A 20,049-nucleotide genomic window follows, 5' to 3' on the forward strand; every position below is an offset into this window, starting at 1 on the left:
CATGAGCGAAACCCCGGCGGACAGCGTCGTCCGCACGTACATCGACACCCACCGCGCCGCCTTCCTCGACGACCTCGCCGAGTGGCTGCGCATCCCGTCCGTCTCGGCCCAGCCCGAGCACGCGGGCGATGTACGGCGCAGCGCCGAATGGCTCGCCGCCAAGCTCAAGGAGACCGGCTTCCCGGTCGCCGAGGTCCTGGAGACCCCCGGCGCCCCCGCGGTCTTCGCCGAGTGGCCGAGCGCCGACCCGGCCGCCCCCACCGTCCTCGTCTACGGGCACCACGACGTGCAGCCCGCCGCCCGCGAGGACGGCTGGCACACCGAACCGTTCGAGCCGGTCGTCAAGGACGGCCGGATGTACGGGCGCGGCGCGGCCGACGACAAGGGCCAGGTGTTCTTCCACACCCTCGGCGTGCGCGCACACCTCGCCGCCACCGGCGCCGACGCCCCCGCCGTGCACCTCAAGCTGCTCATCGAGGGCGAGGAGGAGTCCGGCTCCATCAACTTCCGGGCCCTCGTCGAACGCGAGGCCGACCGCCTCGCCGCCGACGTCGTGGTCGTCTCCGACACCGGCATGTGGTCCGAGACCACTCCCACCGTCTGCACCGGCATGCGCGGCGTCGCCGACTGCGAGATCGACTTCCACGGCCCCGACCAGGACATCCACTCCGGCGCCTTCGGGGGCGCCGTGCCCAACCCGGCCACCGCCGCGGCCCGCCTCGTCGCCGCGCTGCACGACGCCGACGGCCGGGTCACGATCCCCGGCTTCTACGACGGCATCGCCGAGCTCAGCGACGCCGAACGCCGGCTGATCGCCGAGCTGCCCTTCGACGAGGCCGAGTGGCTGCGTACGGCCAAGTCGCACGCGGCCGCCGGCGAGAAGGGCTACTCGACGCTGGAGCGCGTCTGGGCCCGCCCGACCGCCGAGGTCAACGGCATCGGCGGCGGCTACCAGGGCCCCGGCGGCAAGACCATCGTGCCCGCCTCCGCACACGTGAAGCTGTCGTTCCGCCTGGTGTCCGGGCAGGACCCGTACGAGGTCGAGGCAGCCGTACGCGACTGGGTCGCGGCCCGCGTCCCCGACGGGATCCGGCACTCCATCGTCTTCGGCGCCCCGACCCGGCCGTGCCTGACCCCGCTGGACCACCCCGCCCTGCAATCCGTCGTGCGGGCCATGGGCCGCGCCTTCGGGCAGCCGGTCCGCTTCACGCGCGAGGGCGGCTCCGGTCCCGCCGCCGACCTCCAGGACGTGCTGGGCGCCCCGGTCCTCTTCCTCGGCATCTCCGTCCCGTCGGACGGCTGGCACGCGCCGAACGAGAAGGTCGAGCTGGACCTGCTCCTCAAGGGCGTGGAGACGGCCGCCTACCTGTGGGGAGACCTCGCCGCCCACTGGAAGCCCGCCTGAGGGACCGGACCGCACGGATCCACCCCGCCCACGCCCGCGCCGCCCGCATAGCCCGCCTGTCCACCACCGGGGGAGTTGGAAGTACCTGTGAGTACCCGTACCGAGCGTCCGCTCTCGCTCGCCGCGCCCAGCGGCATCGACCGCGCCGCGCACCACCGCCTCGACGAGGCCTGGCTCGCGGCCGCCTGGAGTCACCCGACGACCCGCGTCTTCGTCGTCTCCGGCGGCCAGGTCCTGATCGACGACACCCCCGACGGGGGCACGGGCATCGTGATGACCCCCGCCTTCGAGGCCCCCGTCACCCAGACCCACCGGTACTTCCTGGGCACCGACGAGGACGGCGTACGGTACTTCGCGCTCCAGAAGGACTCCCTGCCGGGCCGCATGGACCAGTCGGCGCGCGCCGCCGGGCTGCGGGAGGCGGGGATGCTGCTGTCACCGCGCGACGCCGGGCTGATGGTGCACGCGGTGGCGCTGGAGAACTGGCAGCGGATGCACCGTTTCTGCTCCCGCTGCGGCGAGCGCACCGTCGTCGCGGCGGCCGGTCACATCCGGCGCTGCCCGGGCTGCGGCGCCGAGCACTACCCGCGCACCGACCCGGCCGTGATCATGCTGGTCACCGACGAGCAGGACCGCGCGCTGCTCGGCCGCCAGGTGCACTGGCCCGAGGGCCGCTTCTCGACGCTGGCCGGGTTCGTGGAGCCGGGCGAGTCCATCGAGCAGTCCGTGATACGCGAGGTGTGGGAGGAGGCGGGCGTCAAGGTCGGCGAGGTCGAGTACGTCGCCAGCCAGCCCTGGCCGTTCCCATACAGCCTGATGCTCGGGTTCACGGCCCGCGCCGTCACCTCGGAGATCACGGTAGACGGCGAGGAGATCCAGGAGGCCCGCTGGTTCTCCCGCGAGGACCTGCGCGAGGCCATCGAGTCGGGAGAGGTGCTCCCGCCCTCGGGGATCTCCATCGCGGCCCGGCTGGTCGAGCTCTGGTACGGCAAGCCGTTGCCCCGGCCCGCAGCCCGGCCGTAACGTTCGTCACAGCAGGAGGCCCCCGCCGCGGCGGGGGCCTCCTGCTGTGTGCGCGGGGGAGCGGGGTCAGACGGCGAGGGCCTGCTTGACCTGGGCCAGGCTCGGGTTCGTCATGACGGACTCGTTGCCCGCGGCGGACTTCACGAGCACGGTCGGAACCGTCTGGTTGCCACCGTTCGCCTGCTCCACGAACGCCGCGGACGCCGGGTCGAGCTCGATGTTGATCTCGTCGTACGCGATGCCTTCCCGGTCCAGCTGGGTCTTCAGCCGGCGGCAGTAGCCGCACCAGGTCGTGCTGTACATCGTGACGGAACCGGTGTCCTGCATGCTGCGCTCTCCTTCGTGAGGCTCGGTGGTCCGAGTACTCGAACGTACGCGACCGCCGCGCCATTCCCATGAGTACTAAGTACGACGGATACCGGCTGCCTGTGGACGACGTTCCCGCCCGGCACACCGGACCTGGCAGCATGGCGGGGTGACATCAGCAACGCACTCCTCATCCTTCCCGTCCGGCGCCGACTCGGCCGACGCGGTGCTCCAGGGCCTTGACCCGGAGCAGCGCGAGGTCGCGACGACCCTGCGCGGGCCGGTGTGCGTCCTCGCCGGAGCCGGTACGGGCAAGACCCGCGCCATCACCCACCGCATCGCCTACGGCGTCGCCTCGGGGCAGCTCATGCCCGCCAGCGTGCTGGCCGTCACCTTCACCAACCGTGCGGCCGGCGAGATGCGCGGCCGGCTGCGCGCCCTGGGAGCGGGCGGGGTGCAGGCCCGGACCTTCCATGCCGCCGCGCTGCGCCAGCTCCAGTACTTCTGGCCCCGCGCCATCGGCGGAGAGGTGCCCCGGCTGCTGGAACGCAAGATCCAGTTCGTGGCCGAGGCGGGATCGCGCTGCCGCATCCGCCTCGACCGGGGCGAGCTGCGCGACGTCACCGGCGAGATCGAGTGGGCCAAGGTCACCCAGACCGTCCCCGCCGACTACCCGGCGGCCGCCCTCAAGGCCGGCCGCGAGGCGCCCCGGGACATGGCGGAGATCGCCCAGATCTACGGCACCTACGAGCAGCTCAAGCGCGACCGGAACATGATCGACTTCGAGGACGTGCTGCTCCTCACCGTCGGCATCCTCCAGGACCGCCAGGACATCGCCGCACAGATCCGCGCCCAGTACCAGCACTTCGTGGTCGACGAGTACCAGGACGTCAGCCCGCTCCAGCAGCGCCTGCTGGACCTGTGGCTCGGCGAGCGCGACAGCCTCTGCGTCGTCGGTGACGCCAGCCAGACCATCTACTCCTTCACCGGCGCCACCCCCGACCACCTGCTGAACTTCCGCACCAAGTACCCGCAGGCCACCCTGGTCAAGCTGATCCGCGACTACCGCTCCACCCCCCAGGTGGTCCACCTCGCCAACGGCCTGCTGAACCAGGCCAAGGGGCGGGCCGCCGAACACCGGCTGGAGCTGGTCTCCCAGCGCGAGCCCGGCCCCGACCCCGTCTACGCCGAGTACCCCGACGAGCCCGCCGAGGCCGAGGGCGTCGCCGCCCGCATCCGTGACCTGATCGCCGCCGGGGTCCCGGCCGGCGAGATCGCCGTCCTCTACCGCATCAACGCCCAGTCCGAGGTCTACGAGCAGGCCCTCGCCGACGCCGGGGTGCCCTACCAGCTCCGCGGCGCCGAACGCTTCTTCGAGCGCGCCGAGGTGCAGAAGGCGATCCTCGCGCTGCGCGGCGCCGCCCGCTCCGGCGGCAACGACCCGCTGCTCGACGACGTCGTGGAGCTGGGCTCCCAGGTCCGGGCCGTGCTCAGCTCCACCGGCTGGACCAGCGAGCCGCCCGCCGGCTCCGGAGCCGTCCGCGACCAGTGGGAATCGGTGGCCGCGCTGGTCCGCCTCGCCGAGGACTTCGCCCGCAGCCGGCCCGGCGCCACCCTCGCCGAGCTCACCGTCGAGCTGGAGGAACGCAAGGCCGCCCAGCACGCGCCGACCGTGCAGGGCGTCACCCTCGCCTCGCTGCACGCCGCGAAGGGCCTGGAGTGGGACGCGGTGTTCCTCGTGGGCCTCACCGACGGCATGATGCCGATCACCTACGCCAAGACGGACGAGCAGGTCGAGGAGGAACGCCGGCTGCTGTACGTCGGCGTCACCCGGGCGCGGCTGCACCTGACGCTCTCCTGGGGCCTGTCCCGCGCCCCGGGGGGCCGGGCCTCCCGGCGCCCCAGCCGGTTCCTGAACGGCCTGCGGCCCGGCTCGCTCGCCCCCGGAGCCAAGGCGGGCGCCGCGGGCGAGCGGGCGGCCCGCAAACGCGGCCGCCGCGGACCGGTGCTGTGCCGCGTCTGCGGCAAGACCCTCACCGAGGCGGGCGAGCTCAAGCTGATGCGCTGCGAGGACTGCCCGTCCGACATGGACGAGGGCCTCTACGAGAGGCTGCGGGAGTGGCGCGCGGCCCAGGCGAAGGAGCAGGGCCTGCCGGCCTACTGCGTCTTCACCGACAAGACGCTGATGGCGATCGCGGAGGCCGGCCCGTCCGAGGAGGGCGAGCTCTCGATGATCTCCGGAGTCGGCGGCCGCAAGCTCGAGCGGTACGGGGCCGACGTCCTGGCCATCTGCGCAGGCCAGGACCCCGAGGGCGAGGATTCTGACGACGCGTAGAAACTCGTCGGAAAAATAGTTTGCACATGCCCAGCGGATCCCCATAGGTTCTTAGCAACGGAAACGGTGGCTTCTCCGAAGCCCCTGATCCGTGCTGTACTTGGCTGTACTTATCCGAATACGCATGGGACAGGCCCTCGGGCCGGGTCCCCGAGACGCCGAGAGGAGGCGAGACCAGTGACCAGCTTCATGACCTTCACCAAAATGACCGATCGCTCGGTCGCCGCTTCCTGCACGCTCGGCTCCTCCTCGCTCCTCCCGATCCTGGCGACCGGTCTGTCCCGGATTTCCGCGGACAGCCCTGTCCTGACGGCCGCGCCCTGCGCGCTGCCCGTCAGCGACCGGAATGAGCGACCGACCCAGGCACCGGTGGCAGTACTGGCTTCCGAAGCCCAGGCGCATGGCGCCTATGGCTTCGCGGCCGCAGCCGGTGCCGGATCCCAGACGAAGCAGACGAAGCAGCAGCACCACCTGATGTGGGCCTTCCGTGGGCTCGAACCCTGGAGTGATCCAGTCTGATCTCAAGATCAGGCCGGCGCCTTCAGGGCCGCGGAACCCCACCCGGGATCCGCGGCCCTTCTGTTTGTCCCCGAACGGGGACGACGGAGCGAAGGGGCCTCGGGACTGGCAAGAACAGGTACCAGCCGACCCCGGCCGAACCCGGCCGGAACGACTAGTCAACAAAGACGAGGAAGAAAACACCGTGCAACTCGAAGCGCACGCCCCGTCCGTACCGCAGACCCAAACGATCTCCCCGCCCGCAGTCCCGGAGGACTCCACCTTGACTCCCCTCACCGCGCTGACCGCGCTCGACGACGCCATCGAGAACCTCGGCGTGCCCGTCCCCTGCCGCACCTTCGACCCCGAGGTCTTCTTCGCCGAGTCCCCGGCCGACGTCGAGTACGCCAAGTCCCTCTGTGGCACCTGCCCGCTGGTCGAGGCCTGCCTCGCCGGGGCGAAGGAGCGCCGCGAGCCCTGGGGTGTCTGGGGCGGAGAGCTCTTCGTCCAGGGTGTGGTCGTCGCCCGGAAGCGGCCCCGTGGCCGTCCGCGCAAGAACCCGGTTGTCGCGGCATGACCGCCAACGGAACCATCGACCGCCCCCTGACGCACGACCCCTTGAAGCAGGCCCCCATGTCCCCCTTCTCCACCACGAGCGAGCAGCCGCACGGCTCCGCCACCGCAGACTTCATCACCGCAGGCGCGATCACCTCGCGTCAGAACAGGACCCGCGAAATGCAACTCATCCCAGAAGCCATGGCTCGTGCCCATATGGACGACCGCATGCGTGAGGCCGACGCCGAGCGTCACGCCCTGCGCCTGGTCTCCGCCCGGCGCATGCAGCGTCGAGCCGAGCGCGTCTCCATGCGCGCCCGGCGCGCGCTGGCCATGGCCGTCATGCACTGACAGCCCCACATGCACCCCCGGGGGGACCGGTCCGCACGGACCGGTCCCCCCGGGGCGTTGCGGACGCGCCCCGAGCGCCGTACGGGGATATCGTCGGCAGGTGGACCAGCCGACCCCCCGCCCCACCGAGCCGGGGCCCAAGACCCAGCCCCGTCCTGCGACTGTCTGCGCGCGCTGCGGCACCCAGTCCCCCGACGGTGCCCCGCCCACCTGGACCTGCTCGGTGGAGAACGGGACCCGCCAGTACTTCTGCGTCGCCTGCGCGCGCGCCAACCTCAGGGCGATCGAGGGCCGCCTCGACTCCTCCTGGTGGTGAACCCGCCCACCCGCCGCCGCCCCGGCTAGGCCGTTCCGTTCGGATCACAGGGAGGGGCGGCTCGTCGCCCCGGCTGCGTGGAGCCGACCGACGGGGTCGGTGTAGCAATGGGCGGACCGGAGGAGATGCCTACGGTAGGGGCCCGGCCGGATGCGGCGTGGTTCGATCCCCCCACTACGCGTCGGTCATCCAAACGAGGCGGTCTGGCTCTTGCCATCGCCCTCGCCCGGGCCCTCGGGGAGGAATCCGGGGAGCCAGGACTCCAGTTCGTCGCGCAGGCGCACCGTCGCGCCGAGCTGGCACAGGACGCCGATGGTGCTCAGCGTCACCCGGTGGATCAGCAGGTACGAGGGCGGGAGGTTGATCTGCCGTCCCAACTGGTGGGCGGGGGAGCGCGGATCGGCGATCCGGGCCGCCTGACCGCGCAGCCACGGGCGGGTGAAGGTGAACTCCTCCGCCTCGGCCGGCTCGATGATCGGCTTGAGGTAGTCCAGCACCGCATCCGGGTCGAGCTCGATCGACTTCTTGACGAAGCCCTCCGCGCACAGGTGCCCGTAGACCCCCTCGGCGTCACCGTCCAGCGTCATCCGCAGCGACCGGCCGATGGGCTCGGGCCAGCCGCCCGGCAGCCGGTCGACCGTGCCGAAGTCCAGCACCCCCAGCCGGGCCGTGCCGTCGGCGGCCCGGATCAGCCGGAAGTTCCCCGGATGCGGATCGGCGTGCAGCAGCCCGGTGCGCGCGGGCCCGGAGAAGAGGAACCGGGCCAGCAACTGCCCCGCACGGTCGCGCTCCTCCTGGGTGCCGTCGGCTATCACCTCCGACAGCGGGGTCCCTTCCATCCACTCGCTCACCAGCACCTGGTCGCCCTGGTGCACGACAGCCGGCACCACCACGTCCTCATCGTCCGCGAACGCGTCGGCGTGCGTCCGCTGTGCCTCGGCCTCCAGTTCGTAGTCCAACTCCTCCGCCACCCTGTCGCGCAGTTCGGTGATCAGCGGCTTGATGTCCATGCCCGGGATCAGCGGCCCCAGCAACCCGGCGAACCGGCCCAGCTGCTTGAGGTCGGAGAGCAGCGCCTCCCCCGCCCCCGGGTACTGGACCTTCACCGCCACCTGACGGCCGTCGTGCCACACCGCCCGGTGCACCTGCCCGATCGAGGCCGCCGCGGCCGGCTTGTCCTCGAACTCCTCGAACAGCTCCCGCCAGTCCTCGCCCAGCCGCTCCGCCAGCACCTGGTGGACGGTTGCCGAGGGCAGCGGCGGGGCCGCCTCCTGGAGTTTGGTCAGCGCCGCCCGGTAGGGCCCCGCGACCTCCTCGGGCAGAGCCGACTCGAAGACCGACAGCGCCTGCCCGAACTTCATGGCGCCGCCTTTCAGCTCGCCGAGGGTGCGGAACAGCTGGTCGGCGGTGCGCTGTTGCAGTTCGCGGGCGACGATCTCCGCGGACTTGCCGCCGATCAGCTTGCCCAGGCCCCATGTGGCCCGGCCGGCCATGCCCAGTGGCAGCGCGGCCAGCTTGACGGTGCGGGTGACCGCCTTCCGGGGAAGATCTGACATGCGCCCCTCCAGTTCCCAGACAGCTGTGCCGCCAGCGGCGGTTCGGGGGGTGTCCCCTCTGGCCCTAGGTCAACGCATCCTGTCATGGCCCTCTGCATGCGAGTCAGCCCGATCCTGCCTCCCGTCCGTCCAGTACCGCTGGACCACTCCCGGTGCCGCCGCGGCCCCGCGCACCGGCCGCACAAGGGCAGTCCGGATGGGGGAGGACCTCGGAGCGCTCCCAATGCAGGCCCGGCAGGGTGACCTCCCAGCGGGCCGCCGTCGAAGCCGGCAGCCGGCCGTCGAGGAACGACAGGGCATGCGCGGCGGCGAGACCGGCCACCGCCGTGGCCAGGCCCAGATCGCAGGCGGCGACGGCTCTGCGACGGTGCGCCGACCGCCACTGCACCAGCATCCGGGGCCAGGCCGGATCCCGCTCGATGCGCTCCCGCTCCATGCACCCCGCGCAGGCCGCAGTTCCCGGCAGCACCAGCGGTCCGACCACCCCCGTGCCCTCCAACACCCCGGCGTAAAGGTGCGGGATGCCGGCCGCCACCCAGTCGGCGGCCGCTTCCGGATCGGGGGCCCACGCCTGGAGCCCGTCCCGGGGCGCGACCACCACCATGGCCAGCCCCGGTTCGGGGCCGCCGCTCTCCCCGGCCCGTGGTGCCCGCCCGGGCGCCGCCTCCCGGACCACCGCCGCCGCGGCTTCGGCCCGCAGCCGCCCCACGCTGGCCGGACCCAGCCCGCCCGGTGCCACATCGCCCGGCTGCACCCGCCCCCCGTCGAGCACCTCGACCCGCCCCACCCCGGCTCCTGCCAGGACGGCGGCGATCACCCCGCCCACCCGGCCGCTCCCGCGCACCTGTACCCGTATCGCCCGCCGGGCGGTGACCGCCCGTAACTCGCCGCCGGGCTCGCGGTGGACCAGGGACAGCGACGCCAGATCCGGCCCCAGCCGCTCCAGCATCTGCGGCCGCTTGCGCACCGCCTGCGCCCGGGGGCCGCCCGCGGTGGCGTCATCGAGCAGCCCGGCTCCCGCCAGGCGCCGGACCAGTTCGTCCGCCTGGCCACGGGGCAGCCCGATCCTCCCGGCCTCCTCCCTCAGCAACTCCATGCCCCGCGTCCCGTCGATCCGGTCGATCAGCGATGCGGTCGCCGTGTCCACCGGGCCCAGCGCCACCGCGTGGGCGGGCGTCACCCCGCACTGCACGGTGATCAGATCCCGCCAGGCCCGCGCCAGCGCCGGCTTCACCTTCGGATACATGACAGTCCCCCCGCTTTCCCGTCCGGTTCTTCCTCCGCGATCCCGATCCCTTCGCGTCTTCCGCCACAGTGCCCGCCTTCCGAAATGCGTGCGGAGATTTGTCCACAGGCAAGGGGTATTAGGCATATGAGATGAAGAGAAGGGGTGTCACCGGGGCGCCGTCGAACCGATCATGTTCGAACCCCGGACGGACGGTACGGCCGCCCCGACGACCGGGTACCGTCGATGCGTGTCAGCCGACCCCTCCCCGCGCGCCGTCGAAGTACGCCGGAGCGCGCGCCGCCGCAGGACCGTATCCGCCTACCGCGAAGGCGAGCGGACGGTCGTCCTCATCCCCGCACGCATGTCCGAGGCGGAGGAGAAGCGCTGGGTGGGGGTGATGCTCGACAAGCTCGCCGCCCAGGAGACCAAGCGCACCCTCGGCGACGCGGAACTCACCGAACGCGCCGAGCGTTTGTCCGAGCAGTACTTCGGCTCCCGCGCCCGCCCCCGCTCGGTGCGCTGGGTCACCAACCAGAACACCCGCTGGGGCTCCTGCACCCCGGCCGAGGGCAGCATCCGGCTCTCGCACCGCCTCCAGGGCATGCCCGAGTACGTCGTCGACTACGTACTGCTGCACGAGCTGGCGCACCTCCTGGTACCCGGACACGGCGCCCGTTTCTGGCAGTTGTTGGAGGCGTACCCGAAGACCGAACGCGCCCGCGGATATCTGGAAGGGGTCGTCGCGGCGGAACGCCTCCCCGCCCCCACAGCCCCCGCCCCCGCCATTCCCTCATCCGTCCCCGCCGCCCGCGACGAATGAGCCCGTCGGCCGGTCCGGCCACGCCCCGTCGAGCACCCGCGGAAGCGATCTGTACCGGCTCGGTACCGACTTGGCCGGATGTCCGCGTCAGCCGTTAGCCTGAGCGGCACGCATTCGGAGCGGGTGCACGCATTCACAGTCGGGACGGGGGACGGTCGTACGCATGGCCAGGGAATTCCAACGCGGCCACAAGGCCAAGATCAGTGATCTGACGGCGGGTACCGATCTGTACGTGGGCGTGCAGATCGCCGGTGCGGGCCTCTCCATCGACATCAGCTGCTTCGGCCTCGACGCCAGCGAGCAGCTTTCGGACGACCGGTACTTCGTCTTCTACAACCAGCCCAAGTCGCCCGAGGAGTCCATCCAGCAGCTCGGTGCCCAGGCCGGCGACACCGAGTCCTTCCGGGTGACCCTCGACCGCGTGCCCGCGCACATCCACAAGCTGACCTTCGCCGCCTCCATCGACGGCGCCGGACAGATGTCGCAGATCGGCCCCGGTTACATCCGGGTCGTGGCGGGCGGCGAGGAAGTCGTCCGGTACTCGTTCACCGGCGCGGAGTTCAGCACCGAGCGTGCGCTGATGATCGGGGACTTCTACCTCAAGGACGTGTGGCGCTTCGCCGCCGTCGGTCAGGGTTTCGACGGCGGGCTCGCCGCCCTGCTCGAGAACTTCGGCGGCGAGGTCGCCGAAGAGGAGCCCCAGCCCGAGGCCCAGCCCACGGCGCACCCGCAGTCCGCGGCCGCGGCACCCGGCTTCGCCCCGCCCCCGCAGGCCACGGCCCCGGCGCCCGCGTTCGGCGCGCCCGCGCCCCAGGCCCCGCCCGCGCCCCAGGCCCCGTACGCGCCGCAGCCTCCGGCCCCGCCCGCGCCCCCGCAGCCCTCCTTCGGCGCATCCGTTCCCGCACCCGCCCCCCACCAGCCGGTGCACTCGGCACCCACCATGGTCGGCCCCCTGGTGCCCGCGCCCCCGGCGGCCCCGTACGGCCGGCCTCCGCACGCGCCGCAGCCGCCGGGACCGCCCTCGTACGGCCAAGTCCCGAACCAGCAGCCCTCGTACGGCGGACAGGTGCCCCCGCCCGGCCCGGTCCCCGCGCCGCACGGCCAGCCGGCCCCGTACGGCCAGCAACCGCCCTACGGCCAACAGCCTCCGTACGGCCAGCAGCCCGGCTACCCCCAGCCGGCCGGCGCCGCAGCCGCCCCGGGGCTCACCGCCGCGCTCAGCCGGTACAAGGAAGCCCCCACCGGCGCCCGCTGGACGCCGCAGAACCACCAGCTGATGCGGGTCGACCTCGCCTCCGGCGGCGGCCAGCCCGTCCTCGCCCGCCAGGGCAGCATGGTCCTCTACCAGGGCAAGGTCGACTTCAGCTACAAGGGCGCCGGTTTCGCCGGCCGCATCGTCGGCAACGCCACCGGCCAGGAGATGCAGCTCATGCGCTGCACCGGCCGCGGCCAGGTCTTCCTCGCGGAGAACGGCGCCCACCTGCACGCCATCGAGCTCCAGGGGGACGGCATCTGCGTCTCCGCCGAGTCCGTCCTCGCCTTCGACGAGTCCCTCCAGCACGAGGTCCGCCGGATCGAGGGCCACGGCATCCCGGGCGGCGCCCTGTTCACCATGCTGTTCCAGGGCACCGGCACCGTTGTCGTCAAGACGCACGGCACCCCCGTCGTCCTGCCCGTCACCCCGACCACCTTCGCCGACAGCAACGCCATCGTGGCCTGGTCCGCCGCCTCGCAAGTGATCATTTCCAGCCAGGTCCGGCTGCGCCGCAACGCCTACCCCGGCCACAGCGGGGAGACCGTGAACCTCCAGTTCCGCGGCGCCCCCGGCAACTTCATCGTCGTCCAGCCGTACGAGGTCTGAGGGAGCCCCACATGAATGCCATGAACGCAATGAACCAGCAACTCGCGGGCTACGCCCCCACCCCCGTCACGGCCCGCATGGAGAACCACGGCCCGGCCATGCTCAAGGTCGCCATGCAGAGCGGCTACGACCTCTTCGCGCGTACCGGCTCGATGGTCGCCTACGAGGGCTTCGTCCAGTACGAGCCGAACCCGCCCGCCGTGCGCCAGATGGCCTCGCAGTGGCTCACCGGCGAAGGCGCCCCGCTGATGAAGTGCACCGGCGACGGCCTGCTCTACCTCGCCGACTACGGCGCGGACGTCGTCGTCATCAACCTCAACAACGACGCCCTCTCCGTCAACGGCACCAACCTGCTGGCCTTCGACGCCCAGCTCCAGTGGGGCGTCGAGCGGGTCAAGGGCATGGCCAAATTCGCCGGCCAGGGCCTGTTCAACGTACAGATCTCGGGCACCGGCTGGGTCGCCATCACCTCGCGCGGCACCCCCATCGTGGTCGACTGCGGCCGCGGCGAGGACGAGACGTACGTCGACCCAGACGCGCTCGTCGCCTGGTCCCCCAACCTCAAGGTCAAGGGCAAGCGCAGCTTCAAGGCCTCGTCGATGATCGGCCGGGGCAGCGGGGAGGCCTACCAGATGGCCTTCTCCGGGCAGGGAATCGTCGTCGTACAGCCCAGCGAGGACAGCACCGACCGGCTCCGGGCCCGGGGCTGAGGGGGAGCGGACACACCATGCAGAGCGCACTTTTCGCACACGCCGAAGCGCAGTCCCAGGACCGGTACACCGTCCAGAACCCGCAACTGCTGCGGGTCTCCCTGAGCGGCTCCGACGACGTGCTCGCCCGCAAGGGAGCGATGGTCGCCTACCAGGGGATCATCGACTTCGACGGCGAGTACCAGAGCACCACCCAGCGCACCGCCCGCGCACGCACCGGCGAGGGCCTGGACCTCATGCGCTGCTCGGGGCAGGGCACGGTCTACCTGGCCAACCTCGCGCAGTACGTGCACGTCGTGGACGTGGACCAGGACGGCCTGACGGTCGACAGCAGCTACGTGCTGGCCCTGGACTCGACCCTGCACACCGAAGCCGTCGCGGTGGACAGCCAGTACGGGATCTCGGGCTCGGGCAAGTACCAGCTCAACATCACCGGCCGCGGCAAGGTCGCCCTCATGACCTCCGGGCAGCCGCTGATGATGCAGGTCACGCCCGACAAGTACGTCAACGCCGACGCGGACGCCATCGTCGCCTGGTCCACCTCGCTGCGCGTGCAGATGCAGGCCCAGACGCACTCCACCGGCGTCTGGCGGCGCCGCGGCAACACCGGCGAGGGCTGGGAGCTCAGCTTCCTCGGCACCGGCTTCGCACTGGTGCAGCCCAGCGAGCTGCTGCCGCCGCAGAACGCGCAGCCGGGGCAGGGCCTCGCGGCCCAGTACGGCATGGGCCAGCACGGCGCCCACGCCCAGAACCAGAACAACGCCTGGAACTGAACCGGTCCCGCCACGGCGTGCCGGAGGGGGCGGCCCCGCGGGACCGCCCCCTCCGGCACGTGTGTCACCCGGTCACAGGCGCGCCCGCGTGGCCTCCACCAGCCGCACCACCGAGGCGTCGGCCACCGCCGCCACCTCCTCGTACGGGAACCAGCGCAGGTCCAGCGACTCCTCGCTGATCTCCGCCACGGCGTCGGTCGGCGCCAGCGCCGCGTACTGCACGTCCAGGTGCCAGTTGCACGGCGCCGGGATCGGATGCCGGTCCAGCCGTACGGGGCCGCCCGCCAGCAGGGTCAGCCCCTCGGGGATCCCCGACTCCTCGCGCGCCTCGCGCAGCGCCGCGTCCGCGAGGGTCGCGTCGCCCGGCTCGCAGTGGCCGCCCATCTGCAGCCACATGCCCAGCTTCTTGTGCAGGGTCAGCAGCACCCGCCCGCGCGCCGGGTCGACCACCAGGGCGCTGCCGGTGATGTGCCCGGCCCGGCACGGCTTGTAGACCCCGTCGGGATGCGCCGCGAGGTGCTCGAGGTACAGGTCGCGCAGCTCGGGCTGGCCCTCGTACCCCTTGAGGACGAGGACCGCGTCGTCGTACAGGCTCACTTCTTCTCTTCGCCCTCGCCGTCGGAGCCGTCGCCCTGCTCGCGCTTCTCAGCGGCCTCGCCGAGCATCTTGTCGATCTCGGAGAAGTCCAGCTGCTCCCGGTGCACGAACCCGTCCGGGTCGTCCAGGTCGGAGGCCGTGGGCAGCATGTCCGGGTGCTCCCAGAGCCCGTCACGGCCGTCCATCCCGCGGGCGTCGGAGAGCGAGGCCCACAGCCGCGAGGCGTCCCGCAGCCGGCGCGGACGCAGCTCCAGCCCGATCAGCGTCGCGAAGGTCTGCTCCGCCGGGCCGCCCGAGGCGCGGCGTCGGCGCATCGTCTCGCGCATGGCGTCCGCCGAGGTCAGGCGGGGCTTGGCCGCCTCGTGTACGACGGCGTCGACCCAGCCCTCGACCAGCGCGAGCGCCGTCTCCAGCCGGGCCAGCGCCGCCTTCTGCTCGGGGGTGTCCTGCGGCTGGAACATGCCGCCCTGGAGGGCCTCCTGGAGCTGCTCCGGGTTCGACGGGTCGATCTGGCCGACCACGTCCTCCAGCTTCGAGGTGTCGACCTTGATGCCGCGCGCGTACCCCTCGACCGCGCCGAACAGGTGCGAACGCAGCCACGGCACGTGCGCGAACAGGCGGGCGTGGGCCGCCTCCCGCAGCGCCAGGTACAGCCGCACCTCCTCGGACGGGACGCCCAGGTCCTTGCCGAAGCTCGCGATGTTCAGCGGCAGCAGCGCGGCCTTGCCGGCCGGACCCAGCGGCAGCCCGATGTCGGTCGAGCCGACGACCTCACCCGCGAGCACGCCCACGGCCTGGCCGATCTGCTGGCCGAACATGGCCCCGCCCATGGAGCGCATCATGCCGAGCAGCGGGCCCGCCATGGCCTGCATCTCCTCGGGCAGCACGCTGCCCATGGCCACGCCGACGCGCTCGGCGACCGGGTCGACGAGCTCCTTCCACACGGGCAGGGTGGCCTCGACCCACTCGGCCCGGCTCCACGCCACGGCCGTCGTCGCGCCCGAGGGCAGCGAGGTGACGCCGTCCAGCCAGTGGTCGGCGAGGCGCAGGGCCTCCTGCACCGCGGACTTCTCGGCGACGCCGACGCTGGCGTCCTTGACGCCGTCCGCCGTGCCCTGGGCGACGGTCTGGCGGGCGATGTCCTTGGCCATGTCCCAGTTCACGGGACCGCCCTCGTAGCTCAGCATCTGGCCCAGCTGCTGGAAGGCCGCACCGAGGTCGTTCGGGTTCATCGCACCGAACATCGCGGCGAACGGATTGTCCGCGCCGCCCGGGGTACCGGCGCCGCCCGGCAGCCCCATGCCGGGGAACCCGAACGGATTCGGGCCGCCCTGGCCGCCCTGGTTGCCCTTCTTCTTGCCTTCGTCGCCGTTCTCCGGCTCCTCCGGCGGAAGGCCGAATCCGAATGGGGTGTCGCTCACGGGTTTCCTCGGCTCGTAGGGCCGCCGGCGGGTGCCGACGGGCAATGGTCCTGCAACACCACCCAGCGTAGACACCCCGCCCGCTTCGGGGCTCGGTGCTCCGCCGGGTCCTGGGCTGCGGCAGGATGGACATCACCTGGTGGGTACGCGTCACGACGCGTCCCCACTGAAGACAACCGCTGGAGACGCCCGGTGAGTTCCCCAGATCCGTACGCTTTGGACAAAGACGGCCCGCACGAGCCCGATCCCGTGCCGCACGCCGAACAGCACCCCGAGCCCGGCGAGAGCGGCGTTCGCCCGCCGCGAAACCCGGCGGTACGGGGGCCGGTGATCGCGGTGACCGGCGCCGCGTCGGGGGTCGGCGCGGCACTGGTGAGCCGCCTCGCCGCATCGGACGAGGTCAAGCAGGTCGTCGCCATCGACGAGCGGCGCGGCGAGTGCGCGTCGGCGACCTGGCACGTCCTGGACGTACGGGACCCCGCGATCGCCGAGAAGCTGCGGGGCGCCGACGTGGTCGTCCACCTCGCGCTGGACCTGGACCTGGAGACGGACCCGGCGGCCCGCACCGCCTACAACGTGCGCGGAACGCAGACCGTACTGACCGCCGCGGCGGCCGCCGGGGTGCACCGCGTCGTGCTCTGCACCTCCGCGATGGTCTACGGGGCGCTGCCCGACAACGACATCCCGCTGGCGGAGGACTCCGAGCTGCGGGCCACCGCCGAGGCCACCGGCGTCGGCGACCTGCTGGAGATCGAGCGCCTGGGCCGGCGCGCCCCCCGCGCGCACCCCGGGCTCAACGTCACCATCGTGCGCCCCGCAGTGCTGGTCGGCGGCACCGACACCGCCCTGACCCGGTACTTCGAGTCGCCCCGGCTCCTGGTCGTCGCGGGATCCCGGCCCACCTGGCAGTTCTGTCACGTGGAGGACCTGGTCAGCGCCCTGGAGTACGCCGCCCTGGAGAAGGTCGACGGGGAGCTGGCCGTCGGCTGCGAGGGCTGGCTGGAGCAGGAGCAGGTCGAGGAGCTGAGCGGCATCCGCCGCATGGAGCTCCCCTCCGCCGTCGCCCTGGGGGCCGCGGCCCGGCTGCACCGGATCGGCCTGACCCCGTCCCCGGCGGGGGACCTCGCGTACACGATGCACCCGTGGGTGGTCAGCGTGAGCGCGCTGCACGCCGCGGGGTGGCGGCCGCGCTGGACCAACGAGGAGGTGCTCGCCGAGCTGCTCCAGGAGGTCGCGGGCCGCCACACGGTCGCCGGCCGCCGCCTGGGCCGCAAGGACGCCGCCACGGCCGCCGGCGCGGCGGGTGCGACGGTCGCCCTGCTGGGCGCCGCCGCCGCGGTGCGCCGGGCCCGCAAGCGCCGCGGGATCTGAGCGGACCGCCCCCGGGCCCCACCCCCGGCCCCCCCTGGGCGCCCCACCCCTGACGCCCCACCCCTCGGCGCCTCGCTCCCCGACGGTCACCTCGTCGGCGAGCACCTCCTGGACGGTCACCTCGCCGGCGGCCGCCACCGGCGGCTTCCTGTAGGAGGCTCCCAAGGCGGCCGCGCGGGCCCGGGTGAATCGGCTATTTCGCCGCGGCCCCCGCTAGGGCACGATGGGCGGTATGGCACCGCACTTCGACCACCCCGGCGAGCAGGCCGCCCAGGACCCGATCCGGCTGCTCGACATCCGCGAGACCCCGCTCTCGATCGACGAGGTCTTCCAGGCGGTCGGCGACGACTCGGCGGGCGGTACGACCCTCTTCGTCGGAACGGTGCGCGACCACGACGGCGGGGCCGACGTCGACTCCCTCGGCTACTCCTGCCACCCCACGGCCGAGGCCGAGATGCGCCGGATCGCCGAACGCGTCGTGGCGAAGTACCCGGTACGCGCCCTCGCCGCCGTGCACCGCATCGGCGACCTGTCGGTGGGTGACCTCGCGGTGGTCGTGGCCGTGTCCTGCCCGCACCGCGGGGAGGCCTTCGAGGCCTGCCGGATGCTGATCGACGACCTCAAGCACGAGGTCCCGATCTGGAAGCACCAGACCTTCGCCGACGGCACGCAGGAGTGGGTCGGGGCCTGCTGAACCCCCGGCCCCGGCACGCCCCCCGCAAGGGGGTAGCCTCACACCCGTTCGGCCGCGCAACACGCCCTCGATTTGCGTAACCCCCTTCCGGGCACGAGCGTTGGAGTCACCGACGACACGTACTTTCGGGGCAGGGAGGCACGTCCATGGCGTCACTGGCGTGGTTGCTGATTCCGCTGTTCGCCGCCATCGGAGCGGCGATATGGGGCAGCTGGGCGGCGCGCGACCGCACGTCCGGCGACATATCCGAGCTCACCGGCTACGCCCGCTTCCGTGAGGCCATGGACCAGGCCGAACCGGCCCGCAGCAAGACGACCCGCCCCGAGACGAGCGGCACCGAAACGAGGGAGAAGGCGCACTCCGGTTCCGACGCCGTCTGACGCGTCCCGCGAGGTCCGCCTGAAAATCCCCTGAGAGTTCCGCGGACGAACCCCGTACGGACCGGCCCCACGGGCCGCCCGCCAGAGGCGTCCCGTACTGTCGGTCCATGCCACGCCGCACTGCGACGATGCTCGCTTCCACCCTCATGCTGTTCGCACTGCTCTGCGCAGGGGTTTTCCTCAAGGTCCCGTACTCCGAGATGAGCCCCGGCCCCACGGTGAACACCCTCGGCGAATCGCACGGCGAGCCCGTCCTGAACATCTCCGGGCACAAGACCTACCCCACCACCGGGCACCTCAACATGACGACGGTCCGCGTCACCGGGGCGGACTACGACATGAACCTGCTGGAAGCGGTCTACGGCTGGCTGGCCGGGGACAACATCGTGGTGCCGCACGAGAACCTCTATCCGGACGGCAAGACGGACAAGCAGTCCACGCAGGAGAACGCCGAGGAGTTCAGCCAGTCGCAGGAGAGCGCGAAGGTGGCCGCCCTCAAGCAGCTGGGCATCGAGGTCCCCGTCCGCGTCGTCGTCTCCACCGTGGTCAAGGGCAGCCCCTCCGAGGGCAAGCTGCACGCCGGTGACGTGATCAAGTCCGTGGACGGGACCCCGGTGACGGAACCGGGCGACGTGGCCAAGCTCGTCACCAAGCACAAGCCCGGAGAGCCCGTCGAATTCACCATCGTGCCCGCGGCCGACGCGGCCGAGGCCGAGAAGGCGGGCCGCGAGCCCAGCACCACGGCCAAGGTCACGATCGTCGCCGGGAAGGCCGAGGACGACGGTCACGCCATCGTCGGCATCCGCGCGGGCGTCGACCACACCTTCCCGTTCCCCATCGACATCAAGCTCGCCGACGTCGGCGGCCCCAGCGCCGGCCTGATGTTCGCGCTCGGCATCGTCGACAAGCTCACCCCTGCGGACCTGACCGGCGGGAAGTTCATCGCGGGCACCGGCACCATCGACGACGCGGGCAAGGTCGGCCCGATCGGCGGCATCCAGATGAAGACCATCGGGGCCCGCAATGCGGGCGCCCAGTACTTCCTCACCCCCGCCGAGAACTGCGCCTCCGCCGCCGCGCACGTCCCCGACGGCCTGACCCTCGTCAAGGTCTCCACCATCGGCGACGCCGAACAGGCGCTGGAGAAGATCGGCAAGGGGGACACGGCCGGACTGCCGAGCTGCACCACGTCCTGACCGGCCCCCCGCCCGTGCCGCTACGCGAAGGTCGCCGCCAGCGCCTCCGCCAGCCCGGGCACCAGCCCCTCGCCGGTGAGGACCTCGCTCGACGAGTCCTTCTCCCGCAGCCTGACCGCGGACTCCCGGGACCCGTCGCGCAGCACCGCCACGGTCAGGCGGACCTCCTGCCGCTCGGGGTGGGAGGCGACCCACTTCGCCAGCTGCTTGTCGCTCAGCCCCTCCGGTACGGAGGCCTCCGCGGACGGCGGCAGCATCAGCCGCTCCACGGTCAGCGCGCAGCCCACGACCGCGTCGGGCCAGGCGATGGTGCCCAGGAACTTGTCGAGCGGGGTGTTGGCGGGCACCTCCTCCTGCTCGATCGGGGTCAGGGAGGACTTGCCCGCGTCGTCCTGGTCGAGGCCGAGCTGGCCGGCCAGCCGGGGCTCCTGCCGCCGCAGGCGGGCGGTGTCGACGAGGGCGAACAGCCGGGCCGGCCGGTCCCAGCCGAGGCCGGCCGCGTATTCGTCGATCTCGAGGCAGGCGCGGGTCAGCGGGCTGGCCGCCATGGGAGTGCCGGAAGGCGAAAGGTTGGACATGGACAACATCCTGCCTCCTTCGGACCGGATAGCGGGAACTGACTAAAGCCTCAGTAAGTTGCATGAGTGGGCTCT

The 20,049-nt window shown here is 72.3% G+C and carries 21 protein-coding genes; 15 read left to right on the forward strand and 6 right to left on the reverse strand.

Annotated elements, in window-relative coordinates:
- Position 1: 1 nt before the first annotated feature.
- Both IE207_RS08040 and nudC read left to right on the forward strand, forming a co-directional pair.
- Positions 2 to 1,405: a dipeptidase gene (locus IE207_RS08040; protein ID WP_190183313.1), complete on the forward strand. Its 1,404-nt coding sequence runs from the start codon at positions 2 to 4 to the stop codon at positions 1,403 to 1,405.
- 75 nt (positions 1,406 to 1,480) lie between these two features.
- Positions 1,481 to 2,428: an NAD(+) diphosphatase gene (gene nudC / locus IE207_RS08045; RefSeq protein WP_190183314.1), complete on the forward strand. Its 948-nt coding sequence runs from the start codon at positions 1,481 to 1,483 to the stop codon at positions 2,426 to 2,428.
- Between the two features lie 66 nt (positions 2,429 to 2,494).
- On the opposite strand, the gene IE207_RS08050 is transcribed toward nudC, so the two are convergent.
- On the reverse strand, positions 2,495 to 2,755 hold the full coding sequence (locus tag IE207_RS08050; protein WP_190183315.1) for a mycoredoxin: 261 nt from the start codon (positions 2,753 to 2,755) through the stop codon (positions 2,495 to 2,497).
- Between the two features lie 148 nt (positions 2,756 to 2,903).
- On the opposite strand from IE207_RS08050, the gene IE207_RS08055 reads away from it, so the two are divergent.
- The 5 genes from IE207_RS08055 (at position 2,904) to IE207_RS08075 (ending at position 6,789) form a co-directional block, all read left to right on the forward strand.
- Positions 2,904 to 5,069 carry an ATP-dependent DNA helicase UvrD2 gene (locus tag IE207_RS08055; RefSeq protein WP_190183316.1) on the forward strand — a complete coding sequence of 722 codons (2,166 nt, stop codon included), beginning with the start codon at positions 2,904 to 2,906 and terminating at the stop codon, positions 5,067 to 5,069.
- A 177-nt stretch (positions 5,070 to 5,246) separates the two neighbouring features.
- Positions 5,247 to 5,588 carry a hypothetical protein gene (locus IE207_RS08060; protein ID WP_373304680.1) on the forward strand — a complete coding sequence of 114 codons (342 nt, stop codon included), beginning with the start codon at positions 5,247 to 5,249 and terminating at the stop codon, positions 5,586 to 5,588.
- 184 nt (positions 5,589 to 5,772) lie between these two features.
- On the forward strand, positions 5,773 to 6,144 hold the full coding sequence (locus tag IE207_RS08065; RefSeq protein WP_053676354.1) for a WhiB family transcriptional regulator: 372 nt from the start codon (positions 5,773 to 5,775) through the stop codon (positions 6,142 to 6,144).
- Positions 6,141 to 6,473 (forward strand): putative WhiB-interacting protein, encoded by a 333-nt coding sequence (locus IE207_RS08070; RefSeq protein ID WP_190183317.1) that lies wholly within the window; start codon positions 6,141 to 6,143, stop codon positions 6,471 to 6,473. Before IE207_RS08065 ends, IE207_RS08070 begins: the two co-directional genes overlap by 4 nt.
- A 100-nt stretch (positions 6,474 to 6,573) precedes the next feature.
- Positions 6,574 to 6,789 (forward strand): hypothetical protein, encoded by a 216-nt coding sequence (locus IE207_RS08075; RefSeq protein WP_190183318.1) that lies wholly within the window; start codon positions 6,574 to 6,576, stop codon positions 6,787 to 6,789.
- A 185-nt stretch (positions 6,790 to 6,974) separates the two neighbouring features.
- Here IE207_RS08075 and IE207_RS08080 read toward each other — a convergent pair whose 3' ends face one another.
- Both IE207_RS08080 and IE207_RS08085 read right to left on the reverse strand, forming a co-directional pair.
- Positions 6,975 to 8,345, reverse strand: a complete 1,371-nt coding sequence (locus IE207_RS08080) for an ABC1 kinase family protein (protein WP_190183319.1) — start codon at positions 8,343 to 8,345, stop codon at positions 6,975 to 6,977.
- A gap of 103 nt (positions 8,346 to 8,448) precedes the next feature.
- The gene (locus IE207_RS08085; protein WP_190183320.1) at positions 8,449 to 9,591 is read right to left on the reverse strand and encodes a TOMM precursor leader peptide-binding protein; all 1,143 of its coding nucleotides are present in this window, start codon (positions 9,589 to 9,591) and stop codon (positions 8,449 to 8,451) included.
- A 172-nt stretch (positions 9,592 to 9,763) separates the two neighbouring features.
- On the opposite strand from IE207_RS08085, the gene IE207_RS08090 reads away from it, so the two are divergent.
- The 4 genes from IE207_RS08090 to IE207_RS08105 all read left to right on the forward strand — a co-directional run bounded on the left by IE207_RS08090 (position 9,764) and on the right by IE207_RS08105 (position 13,737).
- The gene (locus IE207_RS08090; RefSeq protein ID WP_190183321.1) at positions 9,764 to 10,393 is read left to right on the forward strand and encodes a M48 metallopeptidase family protein; all 630 of its coding nucleotides are present in this window, start codon (positions 9,764 to 9,766) and stop codon (positions 10,391 to 10,393) included.
- A 163-nt stretch (positions 10,394 to 10,556) separates the two neighbouring features.
- On the forward strand, positions 10,557 to 12,254 hold the full coding sequence (locus IE207_RS08095; protein ID WP_190183322.1) for a TerD family protein: 1,698 nt from the start codon (positions 10,557 to 10,559) through the stop codon (positions 12,252 to 12,254).
- A gap of 29 nt (positions 12,255 to 12,283) precedes the next feature.
- On the forward strand, positions 12,284 to 12,964 hold the full coding sequence (locus tag IE207_RS08100; protein WP_190183632.1) for an AIM24 family protein: 681 nt from the start codon (positions 12,284 to 12,286) through the stop codon (positions 12,962 to 12,964).
- A 17-nt stretch (positions 12,965 to 12,981) separates the two neighbouring features.
- Positions 12,982 to 13,737 carry an AIM24 family protein gene (locus IE207_RS08105; RefSeq protein ID WP_190183323.1) on the forward strand — a complete coding sequence of 252 codons (756 nt, stop codon included), beginning with the start codon at positions 12,982 to 12,984 and terminating at the stop codon, positions 13,735 to 13,737.
- 72 nt (positions 13,738 to 13,809) lie between these two features.
- On the opposite strand, the gene IE207_RS08110 is transcribed toward IE207_RS08105, so the two are convergent.
- Together IE207_RS08110 and IE207_RS08115 are read right to left on the reverse strand one after the other, a co-directional pair.
- Positions 13,810 to 14,334 carry an NUDIX hydrolase gene (locus IE207_RS08110; RefSeq protein WP_190183324.1) on the reverse strand — a complete coding sequence of 175 codons (525 nt, stop codon included), beginning with the start codon at positions 14,332 to 14,334 and terminating at the stop codon, positions 13,810 to 13,812.
- Positions 14,331 to 15,755 (reverse strand): zinc-dependent metalloprotease, encoded by a 1,425-nt coding sequence (locus tag IE207_RS08115; protein ID WP_190183325.1) that lies wholly within the window; start codon positions 15,753 to 15,755, stop codon positions 14,331 to 14,333. Before IE207_RS08115 ends, IE207_RS08110 begins: the two co-directional genes overlap by 4 nt.
- Positions 15,756 to 16,004: 249 nt before the next feature.
- On the opposite strand from IE207_RS08115, the gene IE207_RS08120 reads away from it, so the two are divergent.
- From IE207_RS08120 to IE207_RS08135, 4 genes are all read left to right on the forward strand, one after another.
- Positions 16,005 to 17,126, forward strand: a complete 1,122-nt coding sequence (locus IE207_RS08120) for an SDR family oxidoreductase (protein WP_190183633.1) — start codon at positions 16,005 to 16,007, stop codon at positions 17,124 to 17,126.
- A 232-nt stretch (positions 17,127 to 17,358) separates the two neighbouring features.
- Positions 17,359 to 17,820: a molybdenum cofactor biosynthesis protein MoaE gene (locus IE207_RS08125; RefSeq protein ID WP_190183326.1), complete on the forward strand. Its 462-nt coding sequence runs from the start codon at positions 17,359 to 17,361 to the stop codon at positions 17,818 to 17,820.
- A 146-nt stretch (positions 17,821 to 17,966) separates the two neighbouring features.
- Positions 17,967 to 18,200, forward strand: a complete 234-nt coding sequence (locus IE207_RS08130; protein WP_190183327.1) for a hypothetical protein — start codon at positions 17,967 to 17,969, stop codon at positions 18,198 to 18,200.
- Between the two features lie 107 nt (positions 18,201 to 18,307).
- Positions 18,308 to 19,396 (forward strand): YlbL family protein, encoded by a 1,089-nt coding sequence (locus IE207_RS08135; RefSeq protein ID WP_190183328.1) that lies wholly within the window; start codon positions 18,308 to 18,310, stop codon positions 19,394 to 19,396.
- A gap of 20 nt (positions 19,397 to 19,416) precedes the next feature.
- On the opposite strand, the gene IE207_RS08140 is transcribed toward IE207_RS08135, so the two are convergent.
- Positions 19,417 to 19,983: a PPA1309 family protein gene (locus IE207_RS08140; protein ID WP_190183329.1), complete on the reverse strand. Its 567-nt coding sequence runs from the start codon at positions 19,981 to 19,983 to the stop codon at positions 19,417 to 19,419.
- Positions 19,984 to 20,049 lie beyond the last annotated feature (66 nt).

The organism is Streptomyces cirratus (assembly GCF_014650775.1).
Lineage (GTDB): Bacteria > Actinomycetota > Actinomycetes > Streptomycetales > Streptomycetaceae > Streptomyces > Streptomyces cirratus.